Raw genomic sequence first — 26,499 nt, 5'->3', positions numbered from 1 at the left:
GAGCAGACAACGTAAATCCACCTTCTCACGCGAGCGGGTCACAGCAGTTCGAAGACGAAGCCGACGAGACTCAGTCCCACCGTGACGATGGCCGCATCGGCGAGGTCGAGGTCACGCCCGCGAGCGATGCCGTAGGTTCGGACGTACGTCGCCCACGCGACGACGACGAGCGTCACGAGACCGGTGACGAGCCCGAGTCCCGAAAGCGCCGACTCCATAACTGAGACGGCCGCCGAAGGGTCCGACGGAAGCGAGATGCGACCGAGTTTGTAGACCAGGAACGTCCCGACGACGAGCAGGCGGAGTGCGCTCGGGACCATGCCCCACCCGGCGACGGTGAGCGTGTCGGTGAAGCGGCCAGTCCCGTCGAGGAGCGACGTTCCGACGTGTAACAAGACGCCCTGGACGACCCACGTCACCGGGACGAACACCAGCATCGCCCACGGAACCCACGAGAGTTCCTGCCAGACGAGGTCACCGAGTCGTCTGTCGACCTGCTCGGGGACCGATGGGTCACACCCACTGGGGGCGGGCATCTCTTCGAATGCACCACCTTCTTGGTACTGTTCGCACGACCACTCGGGGTTGTGGTCGGGGTTGTCGACAGCCACCTGTTGGTCGAGTTGGTTCGTGAACGTCCAGAGGATACCGCCCACACCGGCGGCGACAATCACGGTGATGAGTGCGACAATGACGACGACGCGACCGAACTCGAACGGAGGGGTCTTCGATTCGAAGTATGCGCGAGGCTTGAAGAGGGGCGTTCGGGGACCAGCCATCATTCGAACGTCGAAACTGTCAACTAAATTTTTTCTGGCTCACGGAGAACGACGCCCACGATGGGAGGACATTTACCCCGTCGGTGGGGAGAACACGCCATGAAACAGGCCATCGTCGCCCGAGCGGACCTCGGCATGGGTCGAGGGAAACTCGCCGCGCAGGTCGCCCACGCCTCGCTGTCCGCCTACGAAGATACGGACACACAGACGCGAAAGCAGTGGAAAGGGAGTGGACAGAAGAAAGTCGTCCTGAAGGTGAACGGCGAGTCGGCTTTGTTCCAGCTCGCGGACAAGGCCGAACGCGCCGGCCTGCCGACCGCCATCATCCGCGACGCCGGACACACGCAAGTCGACCCCGGCACGGTGACGGCGCTCGCAATCGGCCCCGGTGACGACGACGAAATCGACCGCGTGACGGGCGACCTCTCGCTATACTGATGCGCGAGGCACACCCGCTCGAACGCACGGTCGGCATCGACTACTACGTGAGTGACGCAGACGGAACCGGGGGGACGCTTCGCGTCGCGCCCGAAGACTTCCGGGTTCGCGAACTCGAACTCGACTCGCTCAACATCAGACCAGCAGACGCACACACCGGTGACTTTCCGAACCTCGTCCTCCGCGTCACCCTGCGCGGATGGGACACGAACGACTTCGCCGGTCGCCTCTCCGACGAACTCGGCGCGAGCAGAGAGCGCGTCTCCTGGGCCGGAACGAAGGACAAACACGCCGTGACGACGCAGTTGTTCACCGTCCACGGCGGCGACGCTGCCACCGTTCCGGAGATTCCGAACGCCGACATCGAAGTCGTCGGCCGACTCGGCCGTACACTCGATTTCGGTGACCTCGCTGGGAACGGTTTCCGAATCCGCGTCCGCGACCCGGACCACCCAGAGAACACGTCGACTATCACCGACGCGCTCCGCGAGTTCGGCGGCCGAGAAGATATGGTGGGCGTCCCCAACTTCTTCGGCCACCAGCGCTTCGGGAGCATCCGCCCCATCACGCACACGGTCGGCCTGCACGTCGTCCGCGGCGAGTGGCGCGAGGCCGTCCTCGCGTACTGCGGCGGCCCGACCGAAGACGAACCCCCAGAGACGCAAGAAGGACGAGAAATCGTCGACGAAGAAGCCGACTCCGACGACCCAGACTGGCATCGCGCACTCGACGCGATTCCGGGCTATCTCGGCTACGAACGCGGCATGCTCCACCGACTCGCCGAAGACGGGGCAGAGACCGACGAGGACTGGCGCAACGCACTCGAATCGGTTCCGTCGAACCTCCAGCGCCTGTTCGTCAACGCCGCCCAGTCGTACGTCTTCAACCGAGTCCTCTCAGAACGACTCACCCGTGGTCTCCCGTTCGACGAACCCATCGAAGGCGACGTGGTCTGCTTCGCCGACCGAGACGCTCCCGAGGGGCTCGAACTCCCCGACGTGAGCCGTCTTCAGTCTGCAACCGGTCGCCGCGTCGACGTGATGAGCCGTCACATCGAACGTGGCCGCGCGTTCGTCACCGCCCCACTCGTCGGAACCGAGACGGAACTCGCAGACGGAGAACAGGGAGAAATCGAGCGCGACGTGCTCGACGACCTCGACCTCGAGCAGGGCGACTTCGACCTCCCCGGGAATTTCAGTTCGGCCGGAACCCGACGGGCGATTCTCGTGCGAACCGACCTCTCTATCGACGAGGACGAGGACGGATACAGTATCGATTTCGCACTCCCACACGGGTCGTACGCGACGGCCGTGATGCGAGAGTATCTCAAAGCCGGCCCGCTGGACCTCTAACGGACGAGTGTTAGCGCGCCCGGTCCGCGACTCACTCTCTCGGTCCGCGACTCACTCTCTCGGTATGCGTCTCACGCTACTCTCTTACTGGTCTGCTGTTCGAGCGTCGCCCGGGGCTGATTGGTTCGCCACTCCGTTGCGGGTCGCTGCATAGCCAATTGCGGCGAAGGGGAGCGAGAGGGCCGTCGCAACGAGCGCAAATCCGATAGCGAGCGCGACGGTCCAGAGTTCGAATCCCGACGCTTCGGCAGCCGGTGGGAAGTACATCCAGACAGGAATCGCGAAGGCCACCGTCGAGACTGCTGCGCCGAGGCGGTGTCGTCCGTGTGCGCTCGCAACGCCAAGCGCATAGCCAACTGCGAGTGGAAGCGCGAGTGCCGACGTGCGAGCGACGTTCGGACCCACGAGTGCGTAGGCCACGGCTCCGCCAAGAGCGACTGGTGCCATGGCGTACAGCGACCCCGTGACGACGCCATCAGTATTCGACCGACCGGCGAAGATTGCGCCGGCAGCGGCGAGGAAAACGACACCCGTCCCGACGACGACGAGGGGCCTGTCGCGAGCGAAGACAGCGACGAGCGGGATGCTTGCAGAGGCGACGAGCGCGAAGACGAGTTCGGCGGTAGACCGGGTCTCTACGGGGTCCTTGTGGACGAAAAAGGCGCGGAACGAGCCCGCGGAAAGCCACGCGAAGACGGCGAACAGGGCTGTCGAGATGGGTGCTGCCCGTCGGAGATACGACGCGATTCCACGGCCAGTGTCGACGATCGACCGACCCAGTTCGGTTGCGAGACGAACGGTCGTCTCCGGGTCGAGTGCGAGGGCGACCAGCCCGACGAATCCGGCGAGAGCGAGCGGAGAGAGAGACGCAAGAAGGGCGCGACGGCGCATACCCAGGACTCACGGACACGGCACCAATAGTTTTCGCCACGGGACCGTCGTCGGCCGAACACAGTGAGTGGTCGCATTCAAAGTATCGACTCGACCGCCCACAGACTACCGACATAAACGGTCTTTTGTACGCGCACACCTGAACCGACTGGTATGCAATGCCGGCGGTGTGGAAATCCGTTAGAGAAACCAGCGGACTACTGTCTGACCTGCAACACCGCCAACTGTGACGCCGTCGTCGTCGCCTTCGACACGGACCGCGCGACGCTGACGTTTCTCGACGAAGACGACATCGTCGGTGAGACGACGGTGACGACCATCCCCGAGACGGACGGCGACAGCAAAATCGTCCAACTGCGGAACTTCGCGGGACTCGTCGCCGACGAGATTCGCCGAAAACGACCGGAGACGGTCTATGCAGCTGGCGAACGTGACCCACTTCGCGAGACGCGCGCGCAACTTCACTACGAATTCTATCGAGTGTCCGAGACGGACCCGGTCGAAGCGGTTCTCACCCGACGCGACGAGCGAGCACTGGAAGTCGTCGATATCCCCCCGGTAGAGAAACTCGGCGGCAGTCACTCGACGCTCATCGGCGGGCGAAAAGGCAGGCGGGCGATTGGCGTCGTCGCCGGCCACCCACACGTCAAGAAAGTCATCCCCGGCCCCATCGACGCCAGTGGAACTGGGTCGCGGACGGGACTCCGGGCGAAAGTCACCCGTGCCGACGACAATGGAAACGTCAGACTCCTCCTACGCGACGGGTCGAGCGTGCAGGAGAATCGCATCGTCACGACGGCGATGAACCGCGAGATGGGCGAACGCGTCCGCGACGATTTGAACGAAGCACTCCGCGAAGACGAGTTACAGGACGAGTGACGCCGCCGACTGGGTGAGCGAAGCGGTTCTAGTGATGTCCGCAGAAATCGAGAGGAGTCGTGTACGGAATACAGAGAGTGGACTCTGCAAAGAACGACTAGACGTCCGAATCCCCCATCTGTACGAACTCTGTTTGCTTGCTCGAATCCTCGTGGTCTATGCGAGGCCATTTCCACGAGAACCAGACGATAAGTCCGAGAAGGACGGCTTCCACGATCGCGCCGACGTACAGATACATCCACGACTCACCGAGCGTATTCCCCAACGAGACGACGATATACACGATGGCGGCGACGAGATTCACCCATCGATTCACCCTCGCCGGTAACACCACCGAGAGAAACACCATGAGAATGGGGACAGTCATCAACAAGAGCGAGCCCATGATCCAGAGAGGAGTTATCTCGAACTCCCAGACTCTTCCCACTAGAATACCTTCGACAGTACCCGGTTCGTAGATGCTGAAAATGTCGACATAAATGTAGAGAAAGAGTACCGAGATCCACAACGCTGAGAGCTTCAGTTTTATATCTATCTTGGTGTCTTCCAGTCGTCGACCGACGTTTCCACTGCTCTCCATGAATACTGTTCTCTCGCTAACAGCAAATAGCTAGGCGGATTTCCCAAATCTCGGGAGTTTCCGTCGAAACCGAACCTGTGGGGTACCCTGCAAAACACGTGCCCTGGATTCAGCACGGTCACGACTACCGATTACCTGAGATTCCGACAACCTCAGAAACCCTACTCACTGGGAAGACGAAGACGCTTCGAACGGCTGTTCTTCTCCTGTTTCGATGTGAATCGGCCCAGTCGCCGGCCGCTGGTCGCGATACCACGCGACAGTCGCTTCGATAGCCGTTTCGAGCGGCGTCGGCGGCACCGCGTCGTCGAACGTACTTCGGAATTTGGAGTCGTCGACGATGTACGGTGCTTCGAACGCGTAGCGCTGTTCGATGAACTCCTTCAGGGGTGGTGAGTTCACCAACCCATCGAGTGACGAACTCACGACCCCGCCGAGCGTCAGTAGCGGGCCAGAAAGGGAGAGGATGCGGGGGGCGTCGGGGTCGAAGCCTGCGGCGTCGTAGACGAGGTCGACGAATCGGCGCGTCGAGACAGTTTCGGGGTTCGGAACGTGCCACGCTTCGCCCAGCGCCTCGTCTTGCGCTCCGAGGAACACGAGGGCGCGTGCGAAGTCGGGGACGTAGGAGTACGTGTGTGGGAGTTTTGGTTTCCCGAGGACCTGTGCGCGCTTTCCCTCGACCGCTTCGCCGAACACTCGCTCGCCGACGGCGGAGTTGCGGACACGCGGTCCGAAGAAGTCGCTCGCACGGCCGATGGTCGCTTCGATTCGTCCCTCGTCGTGGGCGTCGAGGACCAATCGAGCACATCTCGCGCGAGTTCTTCCGTTCGGGCCGGTTGCTGCGTACGGCAGGTCTTCGGTGATTCTGTCGTCAACGTCGCCGTACATGTAGAGGTTCTCGGCGACGACCAACCGTGCGCCGGTGGCTTCGACACCCTCGACGATACCGCGCGTCAGGTCGGGGAAGAGTTCTGGCCACAGGTCGTACGGCGGTTGTGCGCAGTGATAGACTACGTCGGCGTCTTCGAACGCCGATTTCGCGAGGGCTGCGTCGGTCACGTCGATACGTCGATGCTCGGCACCGTCGGGGAGTTTGTCGGTGAGGTGTCGCGCCACCACCGCGACGTCGTCACCGCGTTCTCGGAGGTGTTCTGCGACTGCGAGTCCGACTGGGCCCGCTCCGACCACGACGTGTGTCGTCATACCACTCATACGCGCAGCGTCGGCATAGCGGTGTCTAGGGTGCGGTGTCTCGGGGGCAACTCGCCGGCGTGACTCGTAGGGTTTATCCATACCGCCGAGGTAGATTGCCCTACTATGGCCGACAAGAAGGCACGATCCGTTGGAAGTGCCGGGCGCTTCGGTGCTCGGTACGGCCGTGTCGCCCGCCGCCGCGTCAAGGAAATCGAAGCAGAGATGCGAAGCGCAAAAGTCGACGGCGACAACGTCACCCGCGTTGGAACCGGAATCTGGAAGAACGACAAGACTGGCGAAGTCTTCACCGGCGGTACCTACCGCCCCCAGACCCCGGCCGGGAAGCAGGTCCGCCGTTCCATCCGCGCCGCACTCACCAGCGAGTCCGAATAACCGAGTTACCCTCGATTCCTCACATCTCACAATGAGCTACAAGTGTTCCCGGTGCAAGCGCGACGTCGAACTGGACGAGTTCGGTGGCGTTCGTTGCCCGTACTGTGGGCACCGCGTCCTGCTGAAGGAGCGGTCCCCCAACGTGAAAGAAGTCAACGTCGAGTAACGTGCGCCCCGCGCACAGCGCTTCTCTCGAGTTCGACTACCCCGACGAGCGGCGCGCACGCATCGTCGAACAGAGTGTCGCCGTCGAAGTCGGTGAGATAGACGATGCGCGGTCACGTGCGCGCGTCCACCGCGATGGGCGGACCGTCGTCGTCACCGTCGACGCCGACGACATCGTCGCCCTTCGTGCCGGCGTAAATACGTGGATACGCCTCGTAGAGACCGCAGAGGCCGTTTCTGCCGCGAGCGAGAATCGTTCACAGACTGCGTAGCAGACCGCGGGTGTTTTAGGGCCGGCGTCCCGTCGGTTCGGGTATGCAGGGAAGTCTGCCGCCGGAAGCGCAGGAGAAACTCGAAGAGCTGCAGAACCTTCAGGAGACCGCACAGAACGTCTCCGAGCAGAAGCAGTCCTCCGAGACGGCACTCAACGAAGCACAGACCGCACTCACCACGCTCGAAAGCGTCGATGCTGACTCGAAGATGTACCGCGAAGTCGGCGAGCTCCTCATCGAGACGGACTACGAGTCCGCCCAGGAAGACCTCGAAGAGAAAGTCGACAGCCTCGAAGTTCGCGTCGAACAGCTGACGAAGCAAGAAGAGCGCGTCCAAGAGAAGTTCGAGAGTCTGCAGGAAGAACTCCAGCAGATGCTGCAGGGCGGTGCAGGCGGTGCCGGCCCGATGGGCCCCGGCGGCGCATAAATGCCACAGCCAACGGACGAAGAAGTGGTCCAGACCGCCGCCGAAGCGGCAGAGGGCCTCATCTTCGCCCGGTTCAAGCAGTCGCGCGTCACTGACTTCGACGTGACTGTGACGTTCGAAGACGGCGTGCTCGACGTGGACGTGTACATCAACGCGCCCGACGACGCCGACGACGCCGAAACAGTCGCCGACGAGGCGGCCCGAACGGCACAGGAAGCCGTGGACGAACTGTTCGCGGCCGCCGACGAAGAGTAGGGTTTTCTGCGGGCACCCCCCGCGTCTCACACCACGGTGAGCGATGCGTCTGTGTCGTCTGGGAAGACGATGGAGAGCTGTGCGTCCGTGTCGTCTGGGGAGAAGAAGGCCTGCTCCGTCAGTTCGACTATGCTGGCCGAATCGAACGGTAAAACGCCGTCGAGTACGCTGCGAAGAACCCACCGAAGAGACTACTGACGAGGAGTAAGACGACCACGAGTCCGACCATTCCAGCGATGCCGACCGATGGGACGTCGAGTAGTTGTGGAGTTACAGCGGGCGAGGTACCTACTTCTGTCATCCCGGGACGCGGTGCCGAAAACGAGGGTCTGGTGAGCAGGGAGTACAGCGCGCCGAAGACGCCAAGCACAGCACCACCGACGGTGACGATGATGGTGTACCCGAGTACGGACACGATGTTGTGCCGGACACACCACAGGCTCCGTTTGAGGCCGTCGATGGCCCCCAGATTGTCGATGACGATCGCATGCCCGAAGAACTGCGAGACGAACAGGACGGCAAAATAGACGAACAGGGTAGCCAAGCTGATTACCGCGAGGACTGCCAGAAGGGCGAGGCCCGGTTGCGACCCGCTCGCAAACAGGAGTGCACCACCGACGCCGAGTGCGAAGAAGCCAATGAACCCCAACACGAAATAGAGGATGAGCAATCCGAAGTACACCGCCAGTATCGAGACGTAGTGCGCTTTCCCCTCGCTCACGAACGTCTCGACAGTCGTCCGGCCACTCGTCGCCTCGTTCGCCATGCCGATGACGCCGCCGATGAAAAACGGCATGACGAATAGCAGTAGCCCGCTAAACACGAGCGAGATGAGACTCCCAAGGAGCGGGTCGATAGACTGCGCGACCAGTCCGGGAAGTTGAAAGAGACTGATTGCTGCGGTCACGACGAACAAAATCGGGTTGCGTCGTAGCGTCTTACTTGCTGTTCCGAAGGCTTGGAGGGCTCCCATAGTAGGGAGAACGTATCAATTTATAAAGTGTTTTTGAATGATGTTTTGAGAGATACCCAAAAGAGCCAACCAGTGAAGTAATTCCACTCGATTTGGGCGATTTTGCCGAATACATCGGTGAAAACGGTCAAATCACCCGGTACAATTATCAATCCCCATGGTGTATGTTACCCCATGTCAATCAGGCGTACTCCGAGAGGGACGACCGCGTTAGACAGACTTCGAGAGCGCTACACGGATGTCGAACGCGTCTGTTCGAAGTGTGGATACGACGACGAAGAGGGGGAGTGGTCTGCCAAGACGACTGGGTCGAGCGTCTTCTATCGACATATCTGTCCGAGTTGTGGGAACATCGAGACGCGGACACTCTCGTTGAAGTAGTGCGGCGAGGCAAATCCTCTCGTCGTTCGAATTTACATCGATGAGTGCCAACGAAGCAAAGAAATCGGTGGTTCCTCCTACGCCAACAGGAACACGAGGAGACTGACGGCCATCGACGCGAGGATGACGGCGAGCGCCAGCGCCCCGCCCATCGAGACGACGGCGTTGGCGTGACTCGCGAGCGTCTCAGTCCGGTCGTTGCCGAAGATGGTCACTTCGGCACGCTCGGTTGCCATCCCTGCCGTGACAGATTCGCGGTCCGAGCGTGCCTCCTCGACGAGGTTCTCGATAGTCGCCAGCAGTTCGTCGTGGTCGATTGCCGCGCCGACCTGATTTTCTGCTTCGACGGTGTTGACGATGTGCGTGTCCGTCGTCATGACTTCGGCGACGTCTGCCGGTGCAGCCGGCCCCTCGGTGAGTGCATCGACGATGTAGTCTCGGAGGCCGGGTTCCATGTTGTTCCCGTCGATGAGGACGTACGCCGTCACCTGGTCGTTCACGTCCGTCACTGCCACGCGGATACCGAGCGGACCGATTCCGTCTCGTGGAACCCACTTCGTCTGGTCCCACGCCGTTCCGAGTTCGAGCGTCCCCGTCGGCAACTCGGACAGTTCGTTGCCCGAGTTGGCCGCCGCGGAAATCATATCGAACGAGCGCTTGCTTCCGGGAGTGACGTGGCCGAGGTCCGGCCCCTGCAGTCCGTTGTTACAGTTGTGCGCGTCTACGAGGAGAACGTCATCGAGCCCAGTCGTTCGGGCCTCGGCAGACGCCGAGAGGCCGACAGCGTACTCCACGTCGTCTGCAAAGAGTGGGGCGTACGTCGAGACGAGGACGGCGTCGTCGCCGAATCGCTGGCCGAGCATCTTCGCGTCGCCGGACGCGACACGGACGCTCTCTGTGGCCTCGTCGGTGTACTCGATGTTCTCGTACGCGACGTCCGCGGCGTCGAGAACCACGTCGACTTCGCGTTCGGTCACGAGGTTGAAGTCGTGGCCGGCAGTCGCGTGCGGCGGGAACGCGAGGCCTTCGGAGCGTCGTGCGACTCGTTCGGGGAAGTTGCCGCCGCCGATTTCACCCATCGGTCCCGGATGAATCATCGGCAAGACGAACCGCGCTTTCTCGGTCCCGTCGTCACGGCGGAACGACAGAACCGTCACGGGAACGATTGCTTCCTGCCCAAGTTGTTCGAAGAAGTCTTCCAGTTCTCGGGTTCCCTCGGCGACGTGGCCGATGAATCCACGGATGAAGTCGAGCACCGACACGCCGAGACTGCGTCGCCACGGTCGGTCCACAACCTGCAGGAAGGCGTAGACACCGAGCGAGTAGACGACACACATGATGGCGAGCAGTTGGAAGTGGCTGAGTGCGATAGCCGAGAGTTCGGGTGGTGCACGGTCTGGGCGGGCCAGATACGGCAGCAGATACGCGTCGAGGATGGGGCCACCGACCTCGAAGAAGGCCAGCGTCCCGCTGTAGATGAAGAGCAGTGCTGCGGCCGTGAGCGTCTGGATACTCGCCGGAACCGCCGCGATGAGAAGCGACGACCGAGAGACTGCCATGACGATGAGCAGTCGGAACGCGAAGACTGACGCGAGGGCGACGACGAGTGCGTCGAAGACGAAGCGCTGGCCGAGTCCGGTGAACACCGAAACGATTGCCGCCACCGTGACGAAGGTGACGATGATGACTTCGCCCGCCAGTGCGAGGAGCGACGAGCGGTTGTGCGTCAGTTTGCCGCCGACGAATCGGTCGACGCCAGTCGTCCCGAACGCTGCGACGACCGTCGGAATGCCGATAAAGAAGATGCCTTCCCAGGCGTCTCGACCGAGGAAGAAGATGCCTCGCCACGAGCTTTCGAGGTCACCCGAGTCGAACGCCGCGATACCGGCCATCGCGGCGACGAGCAAGGCGAACCCGAGGCTCGTATACCAGTTGGGCGCGCGGAAGATGAACCGCGACAACCCGGCGAGGTCGCTCTGCGTGGAGGTCATTTTCGGAACAGACTGATTCGAGTAGGGTAAATCCCTCGTATTATTCCGGCCAGAAACGGATGGGAGATAGAAGATGGCCGCGAGGGGGCGGGTTTTTCGCCTCGATTGTGCGAACGAGGCGACGAGATGCGGCCCCGACAAGCCGGGCTTACTGTTCGCAGATCGCGATGAAGTTCTCGAAGACTTCCTCGCCCTCGTCGGTGTGTGCCACTTCGGGGTGCCACTGGACGCCGTAGAGGTCGCGGTCGGTGTCGCTCATGGCTTCGATCGTACACACGTCGCTCGTGGCGGTGTGGGTGAATCCTTCGGGAACTTCTTTCACTTCGTCGGCGTGACTCGCCCACACGCGCGTTTCCGGTGCGAGAGAGCCAATGAGTGGGTCGGTGTCGTCGAGAATTTCGACGTCGACGTCGGCGTAGCCACCGTACTCACCGGAGCCAACGCGGCCGCCGAGTTCTTCGGCGAGAATCTGCATGCCGAGACAGATACCGAGAATCGGAACGTCGAGGTCGAGGTAGTCGGCACAGCGGCCGATGCGGTCCATATCCGGGCCGCCGGAGAGGACGATGCCGTCTGCGTCGATAGCTTCTGGGGCCGTGTCGTTGTCGACGAGTTCGGTGTCGACGCCGAGGTCACGGAGTGCGCGCCGTTCGAGGTGGGTAAACTGCCCGTGGTTGTCGATGACGACGATGCGGGTCATATCTCGGGTTGGACTAGCGTGCCTAAAAGTGGTTCGAAGAACGGTCGAGATGCGCGTGTCCGTGCATTAGTTTGGCACGTTTGTCGGTGGTCACTCGTCGTCCGCGCGTTCGCGTGCCGACTGAAACCCCATCTCTTCGAGCTCTTTCGTCCGCCGCGCTTCACGTGCAGCGATGGCCTCCGGGTCGGGTGCGGCGTCGTCGTCGATACGCGCGAACGACTTGTGGACTTTCGTGTGGCACCACCGGCAGAGTGCGACGGTAATCTCGTGTGAGGGGTCGTCGCCGTCGCGGTTGCCGTACGAGAGGTGATGTTCTTCGAGCAGTGGGCGGGCCGACGAGTCGTGGGCCATGCGGACTTCTTCGATGCCGCACCGAGTACACTCGCGGCCGTTCGTCGTGGAGGCGTAGTGTGGGCAGTCGCGAAACTCGCAGTCTTCGTCGGCGGCGACGCATTCGTAGTCGAAGCGTGCGCGCTCGCGAGCGAACTCGGGGTTGCGGTCGGCGTACTCGCGGGCGAGTCGGCACTTCCCGTCGCCCGTGAGGTGGTCACACCGGCCGGCGTGGTCGTAGGGGTCGTCTACACCGACGGGCGTGCCAATCGGCGTCTGTTCCATAGTCGAGGTGCGGCCAGCACCGGTGTAAACGTTGCTTTCAGTCGGGGAGTGCCGACAGAAGCGACTGAGTTGGGGGAGACAGAACTCAGCGGAGGTTTCATCATGTCCACGGTCCAAAAAATATCAGTGAGGCTCGTACACCGCCAGAACGGGGACCAGTCGACGCTCGCATCGAACGTCGAGACGGCCGATTCGTTCCTCTCGAAAGCCCGTGGGCTAATGTTTCGAGGGTCGGTCCCCGACGACTACGCACTCGTCTTCAGGTTCGACGACGCCGACCACCACAGTCTCCACATGGTGTTCGTTCCGTTCGACATCGATGCCCTCTGGCTCATCGGCGACGAAGTCAAACAGAAAAAGCGACTCTCCGCGTGGACTGGTATCGGATTCGGGATGGCCGACACCATCATCGAACTCCCCGCAGGGGCCGCCGAAGACGTCGAGCCCGGCGACCTGGTGCAACTTTCCGAATAATCGGAGGCTGTTCTCGGCTCTCTGACGAGCCATTCTGCACGACCGGACAGCCCTCCCCGCAACGAGACACCAATAACTGTCGGAACCATCTCTTTTATACATCTTACAACAGATGTGTTCAATTACTATGTCGGGAGATACCACACCGACGGAGGATAGAGTAAGTCGTCGCGAGACGGCTGGCTGTGAAATTCAACGGTTCTAACTTACAAGGACACGATTCTACCGTGAACGAACGATTCGGGAAGACCCCCGAGCTACGCACTTCTGAGGCGATACAGCTGTTAGATACTACGCTCCGCGATGGCGAGCAAGCGCCCGGTGTCTCACTGACACCGGACGAGAAGGCAGACATCGCGCTGGCACTCGACCGCGCCGAGGTGGATTACATCGAAGCGGGGAGTGCCTGTACGGGCCCCGGAGAACGCGAGACCATCAAACGCGTCACGTCACTCGGTCTCGACGCGACGGTGACGAGTTTCGCACGGGGCGTCCAGAACGACATCGACCTCGCACTCGACTGCGACGTCGGTGGCATCACGCTCGTCGTCCCGGCGAGCGAGCGCCACATCGAGTCGAAGGTCGGAACGACCCGCGACGGCGTCATTCAGACGACGGACGAACTCGTCGCCTACGCCAAAGACCACGACCTGTGGGTCGAAGTCATCGGAGAAGATGGCTCGCGGGCGTCGACAGAGTTCTTGGACGAACTGGCACAGGTCTCCCACGCCGCAGGTGCAGACCGGTTCTGCTTCGCCGATACGGTCGGCCACACGAGTCCCGAACACACGTACGAAGTCGTCTCCCGCCTCGCAGAGTACGGCCCCACGTCGACCCACACCCACGACGACCTCGGCCTCGCGATGGCGAACGTCCACGCGAGCCTCGCCGCGGGTGCAGACCTCGTCCACACCACGGTCAACGGAATCGGCGAACGCGCCGGCAACGTCGCGCTCGAAGAGGTCGCAATTGCGCTCCATCACTGTTACAACATCGAGACGGTGAAACTCGACGAACTCTACGCACTGGCGCAGAAGGTCGCCCACGCGACGGCCATCGAGCTGCCACCGAACAAGGCAGTCGTCGGTCAGAATGCCTTCACACACGAGAGCGGCATCCACACCGACGGAACGCTCAAAGACGACGCCATGTACGAACCGTACTCGCCGGAGACGGTGGGACGTGAGCGTCGTCTCGTCCTCGGGAAACACGCCGGACGCGCCGGCGTCAAAGCCGCCCTCGACGAACACGGCGTCGATGCGACAGACGACGAAGTCGCGGCAGTCGTCAGTCGCGTGAAGGAACTCGGCGACCGAGGGAAACGCGTCACCGACGCTGACCTCCTCGCCTTCGCAGAAGACGTCCAGGGGCGCGAGCGTGACCGGACTGTCGAACTCCTCGACTTGACGGCCGCATCCGGTGGTGGAACACCGACAGCGAGCGTCCGACTCAACGTCGATGGCGAAGAGCGCGTCGCCTCAGGAATCGGGTCCGGTCCGGTCGACGCCGCAGTGAAAGCGGTGCGAAAAGCACTCGGCCCAGACGCTGACGCCCAACTCGACGAATATCACGTCGACGCGATTACCGGCGGCACCGACGCCGTCGTCACCGTCGAAGTGACCATGTCGCTCGGCGACCGAAGTGTCACCGTCGCTGCATCGGATGCAGACATCACGCGAGCGAGTGTCCAGGCGATGGTGGACGCGCTCGACCGACTGCTCGAAACAAAACAGACGACGCTGGAACGCACGTCTGCAGACGACTAAAACGACGAGGTCGTCGTCTCAGATTCGACGTTCACGCCGCGTTCAGCGGTTCTCTTTCGCGACGAGGTAGGTCCACCCACCTCGGCGTTCGAATCCGATCGCATCGTCACCGAGTGTCGACTCCGCGTAGTCGGCGACGCGGCCAGTTCGGACCGTCGTGACGTCTATTCGGCGCGTCCCACCGTCTTCGCTCGTGTTCGTGTTCGCCGCATTCGCACTCATACATCTGCAAACGGATGGAGGGAATATGTATCGAATCCTAGTGGAGTGAAAGTGTAATCGGTAGACTGCGGCAGGGTGAGTCAATGAATCGCATAGTTCCTCGAGATGAGGTCGTCCCGGGATAGAGGAGCGTTCGTGACCACCGACTCAGCTCAGAGGGTTGGCTCATATACACTCCGTGGCACGTCAATCACATAGATGCGCGAACCAATCTGCTCGAAACAATCATCCGAATCGAGCGCCTATTGCTAAAGATGTCAGACGACAAACGTGGCCGAGACGAGAACCCAGAGGACGAACAGCGACAACAGCCAGAGCGGAAGCGAGAAGAAGTACGTGACCGCGCTCGTGAAGACCGAGCGAAAAGCGGCGATCCTGATGGGCGCCTTGGTGGCCTTGATGCGGTACTCGAAGCCCAGGACTATCCAATCACGACGGATGAATTGGTCGAGGCCTATGGCGACTACGATATAGAAACCCAGGGTGGGACGGAATCCCTCGAAGAAGTGCTTGCTCCAACCGATAACCAAACGTACGACTCCGCCGATGACGTTCGAAGCCGATTACTGGGATTGATACATCGCTAACCCTGGAGTGTAGATTGCATACGTCCAGTTCTCCACCACTCTCTGAATTCTGTTTTGATAAAACGGGTGAAAAATATCAGAGGCTTTGGTAGTCCGGTACCACCTAGTATTGTGGAGTATGAAATCGGTGCCGACGAATTGGTCAGCACGGCCGTTGTACGCGCGGTGAGCGCAGTCGACGGTCGTGAACCCAGTTCGCTCCGACCGCTGGGGAACGTCGTTGATCCAACCGCGTTAGATGCGTTGTTCGGCCCACGGTACGACGGGACGCCTCGGACAGGTGGACGCCTCTCATCCGTCTACAACGGTTGTCACATCACGATTGACAACGGTGAGTATCTCACTCTTCAAATGCTCGATGACCGTTTCTGCAGTGAACGTGTTCCAGAACTGACCGACAGTTGCGTCCGCTGAAGGATTGGTCAGTAGCCGCTCGTCGCTAGACCACTACTTTGGGTCACGAGCGGTCAACAACCCTTGAGCCATGAGCCGTCGGGAGATTACGACGAGACCATTCCCGAACCCTTCGCCGAAGATTGCTTGTTCCTCTTTGCTGCCGGGCATGATAGAACTCACGAGGATCGTCGAGCGGTCAGTCAGGAGGAGTCGGCCGATTGCCGTCTCGTCTTCGGAAGCGTTCTCGCCGTGTAGCCACTCTAGGCCAGAGATGAACGTCGTGGCGTCCGGCACCGCCGTTTGGATCTGGTCTTGAAGCGACTCCGTCAGCGCGCCGATGAGAAGATCGACGTCGGCAACGGCGTCGTTGAGTCTGGCAACGAGATCCTCGGTCAGCAGTGACTCATCGCCCAGTACCAGCACAATCTCCTCGGACGCTTTCTCGATGAGTTGGTCCGTCCGATTTTCAATCGCGGTGCGCCCGGACATCGCCCACACCTGCTGGACGGCTCTCTCGTCGTCTCCGTCGATGATTTCGACCGAGTCCAGCGCATTGTGGAGTCTATCGACTCGGTCTTCGTACTGGTCGCGCAGTGTCTCGGTCGCCTCATCGAGCGGAACCGCCCGGAACCGCTGCGGGCTCGAGTGCTGGATCTCGACCAGGCCTTGCGCCTCCAGCACTCTAATCGCATCGTACACCCGCGTTCGGGGAACCTCCGTCATCTCACTCAATTGCTTTGCTGTTCCCGTGTGGAGACGGGACACGCCGACGAAACATCGCGCCTCGTATTCTTTCAAGCCAAGTTGCTGGAGGACTTCGATTGCGTCCTCCAAACTGTCAGTAGTAGTCATGTGTCCCAACCTCACGGGGGGTTCCCCAGTGATTCTCTAATTAGTTTGCTCCCGACACGGATTAGTATTGTCACTCAGTTCTGGACAGAGAATGTGGATGAGTCGTGAGATGGGAGGTGTAAGCGTCTGGAACCGCTTCATATGCGGATTCAGCAAACCGTTTTGTGAGTATATTAGTGACAAGAGGCGGATCTGGGTTTCTCAGCATCGAAGCATGAATACACGAGAGGATAGAGTGTCACCCGTTTAATCACAAAAGAGATATACCGAGTGAAGGCCAACCATTGTACCTGTACGCGGTCCAGTTCTGTGTCCCAACCACCGTACTTCTGCGTGCCGGCCCGGCCACACTCCGTGGCTGGGCTCACAATGACCCACATCCGCCTGACCGATGAGTAACAATCCAGACGAGGACCCACAGTCCGTCGCGATTCAGCAACTCGAACGGTTCGGGTTGAGTGCTTACGCCGCGCGGACATTTGTCGCGCTTGCCAGCCTCGGCACGGGGACAGCCAGAGACGTCAGCCAAGTGTCTGAGGTACCACGCACTCGAGTATACGACGCGATCGACGAGTTACACGACTGGGGACTCGTCGATATCCTCCAATCGTCGCCCAAGCAGTTCTGGGCAATCTCCGCCGAAACTGCGAGTCGGACGTTCGTCCACGAGCTAGAACACCGCGCGGAACTCCTCCAGACGGCGCTCAGTGAACTCAAACCCACCGAACGACGGGCCGAACAACGGGGCGTCTGGACGGTAGACGGGCAGATGGCGGTCACGGAGCGAGTTCTGGAGTTCATCGCGAGCGCGGAAGAGGAAATCGTCTACATGACCGTCGAGGACCTCCTCACGGACGAGTTAATCGGCGGGTTGGGCGAGGCCGCAAAGCGGGGTGTTTCGATTCATCTCGCCGGGGTGTCGGCGGAGGTCCAAGAATACATTCAAGAGGAGATTCCCGGCGCGACGATGTTCGAATCGCTGTGGGTCTGGTCGGACACGTCGGCGGGACGACTCATGATGGTCGACGGGCGAAAAACTCTCGTGAGCGCGCTCGTCAACGGTGAGGACGCGAGTCCGTCTGACCCGCGGTCGGAGACCGCCATCTGGGGCGAGGGTGACACGAACAGTCTGGTCGTGGTTCTGAAGGCTATCTTCACCTGGCGACTCGACGCGGAGAATCCAAATTGACTGCATTCACTAACAACAACTCGACCATCCACGGCATGAATCTGTACTACCGTAATCTGCATGGCCAGACGCCTGCACCGACGTACTGGCGGTATCACTCATGACTGGCTTCGATAGTAGAGACGATCACAGCCCCGGTACCGATGCGGACGGTGTCATTCGAGCCGAGTACGACTGGTCGACGCAGGCCCCGAGTACAGCAGTTATCGAGACCGTCGCAATCGCGGCAAATCGTGAGCCCGCAGCACTCGAATCACTATACAATACGGTCGACCCAGACGCCCTCGATGTGCTCTTTGATTCCAGTGGGAGTCACTCGACTGACAGGTTCACTACCATCTCGTTCGAGTTCGCTGGCCATGGTGTAACTGTTCAGAGCAATGGGATCGTCGTCGTCCAACCGGCCGACTAGCGACACGAATCGGAGTAACATCAGGGATTCGGCAGCGACACTGCCCCAGAGAGCGAGTCGAGCACTGTCTCGACCTGTTCGTTGGGGTGGTACCGGACGGCTCCGCTTCTGTGTTCGAACTCGACGACGCCGTACTCTGCTAACTTCGGCAGGTGGACGTGGTGTAGTTGAATGAAGAGATTTTTCCGGTCCTGCAGTGGGTCGTTCTTGGAGTCAGAACCACTACTGTGGAACTGGTCAACGATCTCGTCAATCGTCGTGGTCTCGTCAGCCTCGTGGCGCAAGTGGTGGATGATTCGTCGTCGGTGCTGGTCGGCGACAAGGTGGAGACACGCGTCGAGACTGTCGTTCGTCATACTACGTCCCTCTCTACAGAAGTGCATCAATTATGACTATTTTCACACGTGAGCGGGTTTTGATTATGTGAGTGACGACCGATGTCTGTATATTTCTGCGTCGATAGTCACTTGGTTGTAATAGTCACTTGGTTGTAATAGTCACTTGGTTGTAATAGTCACTTGGTTGTTGTAGTCCCTCAAGCCCACGTCACCCGGTTACTCAAAAACCATCTGATTGGTAAAATATCGTCACTTGATGCAGTCGAAGTGCGTTAGTCCCGGTGTCCGCTCACCAGCGGATAGATTACAGATGATACGAACCCGAAGTTGTCCCACAGCCGAACGAACGACATCAGGACCGCAAAGAACGTAGATGGCACCGATAACGATCGACCACAGAGACGTCCCTGCTAGGCCCTCCTAAGCCACTGAACGATGCCAGAATGCAACGACTGCGGTACGTTCGTAACGCCACAATTTGCCCGCGTCTTCGGGGACAACGAGGACAATCTCTACGGCTGCCGTGGCTGTCTATCAGTCACCGCACTCGTCGATGGACATGCGTCACGAGATACTTCGTGACGCCGACGAGCGCTTGCTTCCGATGGATCTCTGACGTGCAGTACGGTCCCACTCACTAAAAAATGACAACAAGACATACCACCGGTTCGACACCAACACTCTACGTCTGCCGTGACTGTGGAGACGGCATCGAAGACCCCGACGACACAAACACCTGTCCCCATTGTGGTGGATGGTTGGTAGACAGTACTGTCCCGCACGATTAGCGGTGCGCGCGTTCGGAACACCCGATAGTCAAGGCGAGTGCCTCAGGGTTTGAGCCCGAAGGTGAAGCCGACACTCAGCCGTGTGCTGTCCGTTCGATATGCCGTTCAACCGTCTCACAAATGGTCACCACTCGGGAGTACCGGTGGCGTCACCATCAACCGTCACACCACGGTTCGTGGTCGGTCGGCGTGCCACCGGTGACGACGCGTGTCAGGAGCACCGACAGTCGTGTCAGAACGAAAGGTCGGCTTCGTCCGTAGGCCCGACCGCCGCTGCGGAGGGGTTCGCACCACGGTCATCGTAGTATTTGCGGCCAATATACTCGTCGCTCACGTTACCGATGATGGTCGTGTACAACTCGTCGGCCGAGGCGTACGTCTCCTGGCCGACGTGACCGAGTATCGTCGAAATCGTCTCGGTTTCCTGTGCGTCCGGTGCCTCGAGTTCGGTGTCACCAATCTGCTCGATGACCGAGCCGTGATCGATCGGAAAGCTGAATTCGTCTTCGAGGGATTCGAGTACGGTACGTATCTTCATCAGATGTCTGCAGAATCGTTCTCCAGCCACCTAACCTGACACGAATTTACAGCCGAGACGTTTTTTGATTAACTGAGAGACTGTACGAGCCACGGCGTTGGCGGAGACACGCGTCGAGACTGTCGTTCGTCATACGACGTCCCTCTCTACAGAGGTGCATCAATTGCAGCGAATTTCACACGTGAGAAGATTTTGATTATGTGAGTGACACTCGAGACTGCGTCGATAGTCACTTTTTATTAGACGAGTGAATGTAGACGAACCGCCTCCCCTGATGGCCGATGTCAGCCGAGTACTCAAAAACTCGTCTCTGCAGAAAATTGTCCCGGCCCCACTCGTCCGTTTGTGGGAAACTACGTGTGGCCTTCCACGCTTCCTGTGTGCATGGCCTGTGAAATTTCCGTGGAACACCGTTCTCTATCGAACATAACCGGAAGCTCGATAGAATCGGTCGATAACGGAGATTTCACTGACCAGAAGCACTGCCGAGAATCTCAATCACCGGAGAATGTTCGTCACACCAGTACGGCACTTATCTCCTTTCCGGACGTAGCTGCGAGTATGGCTCGCGAAATTAAGTTCACTGATATTTCGACCGTGCTCGATGAAATCGAGTATCCCATCGGACGGTCTACAGCATCGGAGGAACTCTCTGATGTCAGGTTGATATTGGCCGACGGTGATACAAACCTGGGCAAATTGGTTTCTGAGACGTCACTTGAGTCGTTCGAATCGGCTGCTGATATTGAGTCCGCACTCCACAACGTACTTCCACGGAAAGCGGTCGGGGAACCGTATCAGTCTGAGGGAGACGCGTAACCCATCGGACACTTGCTGTCTTCGAGGGAACGGAGATGGTGAGATTCCGACGGGGATGTACGAGGGTTCACGGCGGAGCACGAACGTGAGAAAGAGCGGCTTCGAACAGTCATTCCAAGGAAACAGCCAGTCTGACTGTCGTACACCACTGCTCGTCGGTGTATTCTGCGCGTAGTTCGCCTCGGGCATCCTCGTCCGGTTGCCGAATCTCTCCCGCTCTCTCGTCATAGCCGTCGAGAGGGAGGGAGCAGAATATATCTCCGTGTTACCCAATCGTGATTTCGACCAGGGACATCTCGTTTGCAGGAACGACACGTTCGAGGACGGTCTCAACCTCGGACCACGTCTCTGGCCGGTAGCTTTCGATCCCGAAGCTCTCGGCGAATCGCTCGAAGTTGGGGTTCGTCAGTTCGGTTCCGAAGTGTTCACCAGTGTGTGCGACTTGGTTCTCCGAGATGAGGCCGTAGTTGTCGTCGTTGAACACGACAATCGTATACCCGAGGTCGAGCCGGGTGGCCGTCTCGATCTCGGCTGCATTCATCAGAAACCCACCGTCGCCGGTCGCGACGACGACGTTCGCATCGGTCGCGAGATCGGCAGCAATTCCGCCGGGGACGGCAATTCCCATACTTGCCAACCCGTTCGAGATGATGCACGTGTTGGGTTCGTAGGTGGGAAAGTTCTGTGCGATTGCCATCTTGTGACTCCCAACGTCAGAGATGAGAATGTCTTCGTCAGCCATCACCTCTCGGAGGAACGGTAACGTCCGTTTCACCGAGAACGGGTCGTCTGACTCGGGTTTTCGGTGCACGTCCGCGACGATTCGCTCGCGCAGGTCCTGACACCACTCCGGCCCAGGCGCTGATTCAAGATGCATCCGTAGCTCTCGGAGGACCGTCGAGATGTCCGCGACAATTTCCACGTCAGGATTGTAGTGTCGGTATACTTCAGCAGGTTCGTGATCGACGTGGATGATGGCCTTATCGAGGTCGGCGTTCCACGAGCGAGGGTCATGCTCAGCGATGTCGTAGCCGACTGCGAGTACACAGTCGGCCTGGGAAATCGCCGTTGAGGCCTCGGACTGCGGTCCAGAACCGAGTGTCATCAGTGAATTCTCGAGACGATCCGAGACCGCTCCCTTTCCCATGTACGTCGCGACGACGGGCATCCCAGCGTGGTCGACAAGTTCGCGCAACCGGTTCGATGTTGACGTTCGAACGGCACCGTTACCGGCTAACACCAGCGGGGTGTCTGCGTTCTCGAGGAGTTCGACGGCGTGATCGAGTGACTGTTCGTCGGGGGCAGCCCGTCGCACACGTGGCCGAGTTGGAAGAGGCTCTGCGTCGAGTTCTTGTGCTGCAACGTCCTCGGGGAACTCGAGGTGGGTCGCACCGGGTTTCTCGTACTCGGCGAGCTTGAACGCCTTGCGTACTGACTCCGGGATGATCTCGGCATCGGTGATCTGTGTGTTCCACTTCACGACCGGCTCGAACATGTGGACGATGTCGAGGGCCTGGTGGCTCTCCTGATGGAGGCGCTCGAGCCCCCCTTGTCCCGTAATCGCGACGAGTGGGGACTTGTCCAGATGGGCGTCCGCGACGCCCGTGAGAAGATTCGTGGCACCCGGCCCCAACGTGGAGAGGCAGACACCGGCTTCGCCTGTCAACCGACCGTGGACGTCGGCCATGAACGCCGCACCCTGTTCGTGTCGCACTGGGATGAACTGGATGTCTGAATCTCGAAGAGAGAACAGCAGGGCTTCGAGTTCCTCTCCGGGGAGCCCGAACACGTACTCGACACCCTCTGTTTCGAGGCATCTGACGAGGAGGTCGGACGCCTTCATTATTCCACCCAGACGGTCTTGCGATTGACGAACTCCATGATGCCCGCATTCGAGAGTTCTCGGCCGTAGCCAGACTCCTTGACCCCGCCGAACGGGACCCGCGGATCGGACTTCACCAGCTGATTCACGTACACGTTACCGGCGTCGATCTGTCGAGCGAGGCGCTCGCCGCGCTCACGGTCTTCGGTCCAGATGCTCGCACCCAGACCGAACTCGGTATCGTTGGCTTTCTCGATCGCCGCGTCCTCGTCTGAGACTTCATAGACGGCGGCGACGGGCCCGAACGTCTCCTCGCTGTCGACCGGACAGCCCTCAGGGACATCGGCCAGGATTGTCGGGGGGTAGTACGCGCCCTGCCGGTCGAGGGGTTCACCACCTGTGACGACCCGTGCGCCCGCCTCGACGCTCGCCTCTACCTGTTCGTGGAGGGACTCCAGGAGGTCTTGACGGGCCTGTGGACCGACGTCGGTCTCCTCGTCCATCGGATCGCCAACCGTGAGTGACGAGACCGCTTCGGTGAACTTGTCGAGGAACGCCTGGTACACGTCTGTGTGAACGATGAATCGCTTGGCTGCGATACAAGACTGCCCACCGTTCTGGTTTCGCGCCCACGCGCCGGTCTCCGCGGCGGCCGAAACATCGGCGTCGTCGAGAACGATGAACGGATCGCTTCCGCCGAGTTCCAGCACTGTCTTCTTGAGGTGCTCGCCCGCTGTCGACGCGACGGCCCTCCCAGCCGGTCCACTTCCGGTCAGTGTCGCGGCCCGAACGCGGTCGTCCGCGAGGATTCCGTCGACGGAACCCGACGGAATCAACAGTGACTGAAAGACGCCTTCGGGGTATCCAGCCTCGCGAAAGACCTCCTCGATTGCCATCGAACAGCCGGGGACGTTGGAGGCGTGTTTCAGCAACCCGACGTTGCCCGCCGTCAGCGAGGGGGCGGCGAACCTGAACACCTGCCAGAACGGGAAGTTCCACGGCATTACTGCAAGGACCGGTCCCAGTGGTTCGTAGACGGTCTCGACCGCCGCTCCCGGTGGACTGGGGTGTCCCTCGGGTTCCAGGTACGCGCTCGCATGTTCTGCGTAGTGATCACAGCCCCACGCGCACTTTTCGACCTCTGCGATAGCTTGCGAGACCGGTTTTCCCATCTCGCGAGTCATCGTTTCGGCGTACTTGCGTTTGTTCTCGCGTAGGACCTCGCCGGCAGCTGCAAGCAGCTCTTCGCGTTCCCGAATCGGCCGGAGGCGCCAGTCTTCGAACGCTGCATTCGCCCGGTCGAGCGCTGCTTCGATCTCCGACTGGGTGTGGTCCGCGTACGATTCGACTCGCTCGCCAGTCGACGGGTCGACTACGTCCATGCCCATACGAATTCGGTGTGCAAGAGGTTAACTCACAGGGGTCCCGTCGGCGGCGCGGCGGAGATTGCACGCTGGCGACGGACTCGGTCGTGAACGCGACCGCCATCTGTTTCGCCGTTTCCAAGTAGCCGGGTTGAGGGTTGCGTGTACCACCGAGAGCAGTCGGGGTGAGGCTACAGAACGAACGTGACGATAGCGAGGACGACGAAGATGATGACGAGCCACTTTGCGATATCCATACTGAGTCCAGCGACACCCCGGGCACCGAGCACCGCTGCGACGATCGCGAGAATCAAAAAGAGGACTGCAAGCTCGAGGAAATTACCCCCGAACTGCAACGGCACCGCTTGCAATGAGACGGCACTATCCAGAACTCCGCGTGATGCTACCATAGCGCACCTACGTCTTCTGACCATTTCAACCCGCAACGTATTCACCCTCATCTTGTTTTTGAGTAATCGAGTAACTCCATAGGGTGGGCGTGATTCACTCAGTTAATCAGAATACATTCTCGTTGGGAAATTCGGGGCTACTATTCTGTCGCCAGCCGTATTGGATTGTACCGTGTCCCGAGACGACTACGAAGCGGAACTGTCAGCCGGTCGGGGGGAGATTGCATCCATACTAAGCGGTGTGGCGGAGGGAATTCGCACAGGAGCCGTTCGGTTAGGCGATAGCCCGGATGCCGTGACTGTCGATACGCCAGACGAACTCACGCTGGAAATCGAACTCGAAACCGAAGACGACGAGATAAGTCTGGAACTGGAGTTGGAGTGGACCGTATCGAGTGAAGCGTCTCCTGTTTCGTCCCTCGACGTTACTCCCGAGGGTGAGGACGAGGAGGTCGAGCTTTTGGGAGCCACTGATGGAGCACAATCACTGGCTCGATTCGAAGTCTACCGGGCTCGAGATGCGGAATGGCGCTGGCGACTCCGTCATCAAAACGGGAACATCATTGCGAGCAGTGGCGAGGGGTACACCCGCAAACACAATGCCCTGAAGGGCCTCCGGAGTGTGATAGCGAATTCGGCAGACGCAGCAATAAGTGAAGAGACATGTTAGAGATAGTTAAGATCATACTTGATCGACTGAATACGAGGTCCACCGACGGGGTCGCTGACGCCTGGCCACTTGGTCGAACGTTGGTCAGCGAGGATGGCGGGACGGAGGACGAAACCACCACGGGCGGTTCTGACACCGTCTCACCACCGCATCTGTATGAGTGCCGATCGTGTGATCGAGTCTATGTTGCCACCGACAAACGCACGTGCTCTACGTGCGACATTGCCGTCGATCGCGTCGCATAGACTGACGACACTACCCCTCAGGGACGGTGTGATTTGCCATCGCTATCTGTCGCTTCGGACGTCAGTGTCGGTCGGGAGACCGTGACTTCGTTCAATGGTTCTCATCGTATATCGTCCCGGTAAGAGATATCTCGCCGTTTGTGCGCGATGACATCTCTTATCAGATTGTTCAGTGACCGGCGGCGACGCCGAGGATGACGACATGGTAGATGACAACGGTAATGAACACCACGTAGAGAAGCCCGGCAACGAGGAACGGGGCTGGACGCATTCGATTCGTGGATGTGAACTGGGTCCGGAGCAAGACCATCGCACCACCAATAAGCGCGAGAACCGCTGAAAGCGTGTTCAGGAATCCAATCGTCCCCCACGAGACACCGAGGTCCCACGAAGTAAACAGGATACCGAGCGTGGCAGGGAGCGTTCCCTGGAACACCATCGCGCCCGTGATATTCCCAATTGCGAGGGTATCTTTACTCTCACCGATCCAGATGACGGAATTGAATTTCTCGGGGAGTTCAGTGGCCAGCGGTGCTAACAGGAGGGCAATCAGCGCAGCGGGAACGTCCAGCACCTCCGTCGAGAAGAACTCAACCTCGGTCACGAACAGATGGGCACCAGCGATGATCACGAGCAGCGCACACACGGTCTGCGTGACCACCATCCACAGGGGTGGTTCGTCGATGGGGACGATGGCCGATCCGAACGCCGGGAACGGTCGCTGGCCCTCGGTTAGCAATCCCCTGAGGTGCAGCCGATCGAGTTCTTCCCCGACGATAAGCTGGCCGGCTGCGAGTGTTTGCTTGACGTACACGGCATACAGGGCGACGAGCCCGAGGGCAATACCGATACGGAGCCCGCGGGATGGAACGAACGCGGCCACCACCGCGAACGTGTATCCGACGAGGAAAAACGAGAGGTCACGTCGGAGGGCCGGCACGTCGGCTTCGAAAATTGGGCCGGCGTCTCGACGACTGCCGAAATAGAGCACGCTCGCGCCGATCAGAGTCATCGCAATAGTCGCAAGCATAAACGGCGCACCGAGGATGGCCCCCACACCGATCGCATCGGCGGCGGCCTGGTCCCCTCGACCGAGGAGGACCGAAACGATGGCAATCATGGGGATCATCGTCTCGGGTAACGCCGTCCCGACTGCGGCCAGGATGCTTCCGGTCGCGCTCTCGCTCACGCCGAGGTGATATCCGAACCACTCGACTGAATTCGTGAAGATCTCCGCGCCACCGAGGAGTAATACAAACGCGCCGAGGAGTAGCCCGAGGTTCAGCAGCGGAATCGAAAATATTTCGAACGATTGAAACATA

Annotated in this window: 32 protein-coding genes; 16 read left to right on the top strand and 16 right to left on the bottom strand. The window is 60.0% G+C overall.

Features of this window, described 5'->3' with window-relative positions; translation table 11 throughout:
* Window positions 1-38: 38 nt before the first annotated feature.
* On the bottom strand, window positions 39-779 hold the full coding sequence (locus ACK3SC_RS04145) for a YIP1 family protein (RefSeq protein ID WP_416838856.1): 741 nt from the start codon (window positions 777-779) through the stop codon (window positions 39-41).
* A gap of 99 nt (window positions 780-878) precedes the next feature.
* Here ACK3SC_RS04145 and pth2 point away from each other — a divergent pair, with 99 nt between their 5' ends.
* Both pth2 and truD read left to right on the top strand, forming a co-directional pair.
* Entirely contained in the window at window positions 879-1,217 is a 339-nt protein-coding gene (gene pth2 / locus ACK3SC_RS04140; RefSeq protein ID WP_416838855.1) for a peptidyl-tRNA hydrolase Pth2, read from the top strand.
* Entirely contained in the window at window positions 1,217-2,569 is a 1,353-nt protein-coding gene (gene truD, locus ACK3SC_RS04135; protein ID WP_416838854.1) for a tRNA pseudouridine(13) synthase TruD, read from the top strand. Before pth2 ends, truD begins: the two co-directional genes overlap by 1 nt.
* An 84-nt stretch (window positions 2,570-2,653) precedes the next feature.
* Here the strand turns inward: truD and ACK3SC_RS04130 are convergent, their stop codons facing one another.
* Window positions 2,654-3,460, bottom strand: coding sequence for a hypothetical protein (locus ACK3SC_RS04130; protein ID WP_416838853.1), 807 nt, complete (start codon window positions 3,458-3,460; stop codon window positions 2,654-2,656).
* Between the two features lie 153 nt (window positions 3,461-3,613).
* Here ACK3SC_RS04130 and ACK3SC_RS04125 point away from each other — a divergent pair, with 153 nt between their 5' ends.
* Window positions 3,614-4,339 carry a DUF2103 domain-containing protein gene (locus tag ACK3SC_RS04125; protein WP_416838852.1) on the top strand — a complete coding sequence of 242 codons (726 nt, stop codon included), beginning with the start codon at window positions 3,614-3,616 and terminating at the stop codon, window positions 4,337-4,339.
* Between the two features lie 97 nt (window positions 4,340-4,436).
* Here the strand turns inward: ACK3SC_RS04125 and ACK3SC_RS04120 are convergent, their stop codons facing one another.
* Together ACK3SC_RS04120 and ACK3SC_RS04115 are read right to left on the bottom strand one after the other, a co-directional pair.
* Window positions 4,437-4,919 carry a DUF6326 family protein gene (locus ACK3SC_RS04120; protein ID WP_416838851.1) on the bottom strand — a complete coding sequence of 161 codons (483 nt, stop codon included), beginning with the start codon at window positions 4,917-4,919 and terminating at the stop codon, window positions 4,437-4,439.
* Window positions 4,920-5,084: 165 nt separating this feature from the next.
* Window positions 5,085-6,122, bottom strand: a complete 1,038-nt coding sequence (locus ACK3SC_RS04115) for an NAD-dependent epimerase/dehydratase family protein (protein WP_416838850.1) — start codon at window positions 6,120-6,122, stop codon at window positions 5,085-5,087.
* 114 nt (window positions 6,123-6,236) lie between these two features.
* Between ACK3SC_RS04115 and ACK3SC_RS04110 the strand changes: the two genes are divergently transcribed.
* Genes ACK3SC_RS04110 through ACK3SC_RS04090 form a run of 5 tightly spaced genes read left to right on the top strand, consistent with a single transcriptional unit; the run spans window position 6,237 to window position 7,625 of the window.
* Window positions 6,237-6,506, top strand: a complete 270-nt coding sequence (locus ACK3SC_RS04110) for a 50S ribosomal protein L37ae (protein ID WP_416838849.1) — start codon at window positions 6,237-6,239, stop codon at window positions 6,504-6,506.
* A gap of 31 nt (window positions 6,507-6,537) precedes the next feature.
* The gene (locus ACK3SC_RS04105; protein ID WP_058572543.1) at window positions 6,538-6,672 is read left to right on the top strand and encodes a DNA-directed RNA polymerase subunit P; all 135 of its coding nucleotides are present in this window, start codon (window positions 6,538-6,540) and stop codon (window positions 6,670-6,672) included.
* A 1-nt stretch (window position 6,673) separates the two neighbouring features.
* A complete protein-coding gene (locus ACK3SC_RS04100; protein ID WP_416838848.1) occupies window positions 6,674-6,943 on the top strand; it encodes a KEOPS complex subunit Pcc1 in 270 nt (89 codons plus the stop codon).
* A 43-nt stretch (window positions 6,944-6,986) separates the two neighbouring features.
* On the top strand, window positions 6,987-7,370 hold the full coding sequence (locus ACK3SC_RS04095; RefSeq protein ID WP_416838847.1) for a prefoldin subunit beta: 384 nt from the start codon (window positions 6,987-6,989) through the stop codon (window positions 7,368-7,370).
* A complete protein-coding gene (locus tag ACK3SC_RS04090; protein ID WP_416838846.1) occupies window positions 7,371-7,625 on the top strand; it encodes a DUF3194 domain-containing protein in 255 nt (84 codons plus the stop codon).
* Between the two features lie 127 nt (window positions 7,626-7,752).
* Here the strand turns inward: ACK3SC_RS04090 and ACK3SC_RS04085 are convergent, their stop codons facing one another.
* Window positions 7,753-8,598: a hypothetical protein gene (locus ACK3SC_RS04085; protein ID WP_416838845.1), complete on the bottom strand. Its 846-nt coding sequence runs from the start codon at window positions 8,596-8,598 to the stop codon at window positions 7,753-7,755.
* 174 nt (window positions 8,599-8,772) lie between these two features.
* Between ACK3SC_RS04085 and ACK3SC_RS04080 the strand changes: the two genes are divergently transcribed.
* Window positions 8,773-8,979: an HVO_0649 family zinc finger protein gene (locus ACK3SC_RS04080; RefSeq protein ID WP_416838844.1), complete on the top strand. Its 207-nt coding sequence runs from the start codon at window positions 8,773-8,775 to the stop codon at window positions 8,977-8,979.
* Between the two features lie 77 nt (window positions 8,980-9,056).
* Here the strand turns inward: ACK3SC_RS04080 and ACK3SC_RS04075 are convergent, their stop codons facing one another.
* The 3 genes from ACK3SC_RS04075 to ACK3SC_RS04065 form a co-directional block, all read right to left on the bottom strand.
* Window positions 9,057-10,970, bottom strand: coding sequence for a DUF2070 family protein (locus ACK3SC_RS04075; RefSeq protein ID WP_416838843.1), 1,914 nt, complete (start codon window positions 10,968-10,970; stop codon window positions 9,057-9,059).
* A gap of 148 nt (window positions 10,971-11,118) precedes the next feature.
* Window positions 11,119-11,670: a GMP synthase subunit A gene (locus ACK3SC_RS04070; protein ID WP_416838842.1), complete on the bottom strand. Its 552-nt coding sequence runs from the start codon at window positions 11,668-11,670 to the stop codon at window positions 11,119-11,121.
* 90 nt (window positions 11,671-11,760) lie between these two features.
* On the bottom strand, window positions 11,761-12,285 hold the full coding sequence (locus ACK3SC_RS04065; protein WP_416838841.1) for a hypothetical protein: 525 nt from the start codon (window positions 12,283-12,285) through the stop codon (window positions 11,761-11,763).
* A 126-nt stretch (window positions 12,286-12,411) separates the two neighbouring features.
* Here ACK3SC_RS04065 and ACK3SC_RS04060 point away from each other — a divergent pair, with 126 nt between their 5' ends.
* Both ACK3SC_RS04060 and ACK3SC_RS04055 read left to right on the top strand, forming a co-directional pair.
* The gene (locus ACK3SC_RS04060) at window positions 12,412-12,759 is read left to right on the top strand and encodes a DUF192 domain-containing protein (protein WP_416838840.1); all 348 of its coding nucleotides are present in this window, start codon (window positions 12,412-12,414) and stop codon (window positions 12,757-12,759) included.
* A 227-nt stretch (window positions 12,760-12,986) separates the two neighbouring features.
* Window positions 12,987-14,525, top strand: coding sequence for a (R)-citramalate synthase (locus tag ACK3SC_RS04055; protein WP_416838839.1), 1,539 nt, complete (start codon window positions 12,987-12,989; stop codon window positions 14,523-14,525).
* A gap of 42 nt (window positions 14,526-14,567) precedes the next feature.
* Here the strand turns inward: ACK3SC_RS04055 and ACK3SC_RS04050 are convergent, their stop codons facing one another.
* Window positions 14,568-14,747: a hypothetical protein gene (locus ACK3SC_RS04050; protein WP_416838838.1), complete on the bottom strand. Its 180-nt coding sequence runs from the start codon at window positions 14,745-14,747 to the stop codon at window positions 14,568-14,570.
* Window positions 14,748-15,001: 254 nt separating this feature from the next.
* On the opposite strand from ACK3SC_RS04050, the gene ACK3SC_RS04045 reads away from it, so the two are divergent.
* Both ACK3SC_RS04045 and ACK3SC_RS04040 read left to right on the top strand, forming a co-directional pair.
* Window positions 15,002-15,334 carry a hypothetical protein gene (locus ACK3SC_RS04045; RefSeq protein WP_416838837.1) on the top strand — a complete coding sequence of 111 codons (333 nt, stop codon included), beginning with the start codon at window positions 15,002-15,004 and terminating at the stop codon, window positions 15,332-15,334.
* Window positions 15,335-15,400: 66 nt separating this feature from the next.
* Entirely contained in the window at window positions 15,401-15,748 is a 348-nt protein-coding gene (locus ACK3SC_RS04040; RefSeq protein WP_416838836.1) for a HalOD1 output domain-containing protein, read from the top strand.
* Between the two features lie 33 nt (window positions 15,749-15,781).
* Here ACK3SC_RS04040 and ACK3SC_RS04035 read toward each other — a convergent pair whose 3' ends face one another.
* The gene (locus tag ACK3SC_RS04035) at window positions 15,782-16,582 is read right to left on the bottom strand and encodes a TrmB family transcriptional regulator (RefSeq protein WP_416838835.1); all 801 of its coding nucleotides are present in this window, start codon (window positions 16,580-16,582) and stop codon (window positions 15,782-15,784) included.
* 391 nt (window positions 16,583-16,973) lie between these two features.
* On the opposite strand from ACK3SC_RS04035, the gene ACK3SC_RS04030 reads away from it, so the two are divergent.
* Both ACK3SC_RS04030 and ACK3SC_RS04025 read left to right on the top strand, forming a co-directional pair.
* Complete coding sequence (locus ACK3SC_RS04030) at window positions 16,974-17,771, top strand: TrmB family transcriptional regulator (protein WP_416838834.1); 798 nt, start codon at window positions 16,974-16,976, stop codon at window positions 17,769-17,771.
* A gap of 100 nt (window positions 17,772-17,871) precedes the next feature.
* Entirely contained in the window at window positions 17,872-18,183 is a 312-nt protein-coding gene (locus ACK3SC_RS04025) for a HalOD1 output domain-containing protein (RefSeq protein WP_416838833.1), read from the top strand.
* A gap of 20 nt (window positions 18,184-18,203) precedes the next feature.
* On the opposite strand, the gene ACK3SC_RS04020 is transcribed toward ACK3SC_RS04025, so the two are convergent.
* The 5 genes from ACK3SC_RS04020 to ACK3SC_RS04000 all read right to left on the bottom strand — a co-directional run bounded on the left by ACK3SC_RS04020 (window position 18,204) and on the right by ACK3SC_RS04000 (window position 24,262).
* The gene (locus ACK3SC_RS04020) at window positions 18,204-18,539 is read right to left on the bottom strand and encodes an ArsR family transcriptional regulator (protein WP_416838832.1); all 336 of its coding nucleotides are present in this window, start codon (window positions 18,537-18,539) and stop codon (window positions 18,204-18,206) included.
* Between the two features lie 1,002 nt (window positions 18,540-19,541).
* Window positions 19,542-19,847 (bottom strand): hypothetical protein, encoded by a 306-nt coding sequence (locus ACK3SC_RS04015; RefSeq protein ID WP_416838831.1) that lies wholly within the window; start codon window positions 19,845-19,847, stop codon window positions 19,542-19,544.
* A gap of 1,084 nt (window positions 19,848-20,931) precedes the next feature.
* A complete protein-coding gene (locus ACK3SC_RS04010) occupies window positions 20,932-22,509 on the bottom strand; it encodes an acetolactate synthase large subunit (protein WP_416838830.1) in 1,578 nt (525 codons plus the stop codon).
* Window positions 22,509-23,870: an NAD-dependent succinate-semialdehyde dehydrogenase gene (locus tag ACK3SC_RS04005; RefSeq protein ID WP_416838829.1), complete on the bottom strand. Its 1,362-nt coding sequence runs from the start codon at window positions 23,868-23,870 to the stop codon at window positions 22,509-22,511. Before ACK3SC_RS04005 ends, ACK3SC_RS04010 begins: the two co-directional genes overlap by 1 nt.
* A 173-nt stretch (window positions 23,871-24,043) precedes the next feature.
* Complete coding sequence (locus tag ACK3SC_RS04000; RefSeq protein ID WP_416838828.1) at window positions 24,044-24,262, bottom strand: DUF1328 domain-containing protein; 219 nt, start codon at window positions 24,260-24,262, stop codon at window positions 24,044-24,046.
* Window positions 24,263-24,434: 172 nt separating this feature from the next.
* Between ACK3SC_RS04000 and ACK3SC_RS03995 the strand changes: the two genes are divergently transcribed.
* Complete coding sequence (locus tag ACK3SC_RS03995; RefSeq protein WP_416838827.1) at window positions 24,435-24,932, top strand: amphi-Trp domain-containing protein; 498 nt, start codon at window positions 24,435-24,437, stop codon at window positions 24,930-24,932.
* Between the two features lie 414 nt (window positions 24,933-25,346).
* Here ACK3SC_RS03995 and ACK3SC_RS03990 read toward each other — a convergent pair whose 3' ends face one another.
* Entirely contained in the window at window positions 25,347-26,498 is a 1,152-nt protein-coding gene (locus ACK3SC_RS03990) for a sodium:calcium antiporter (RefSeq protein WP_416838826.1), read from the bottom strand.
* Between the last annotated feature and the right edge of the window lies 1 nt (window position 26,499).

Source organism: Haloferax sp. DFSO52 (genome assembly GCF_048158745.1).
Taxonomy (GTDB): domain Archaea; phylum Halobacteriota; class Halobacteria; order Halobacteriales; family Haloferacaceae; genus Haloferax.
Note: the sequence above shows the minus strand (reverse complement) of the source record. Positions and strands in the feature narration are given on the sequence as shown.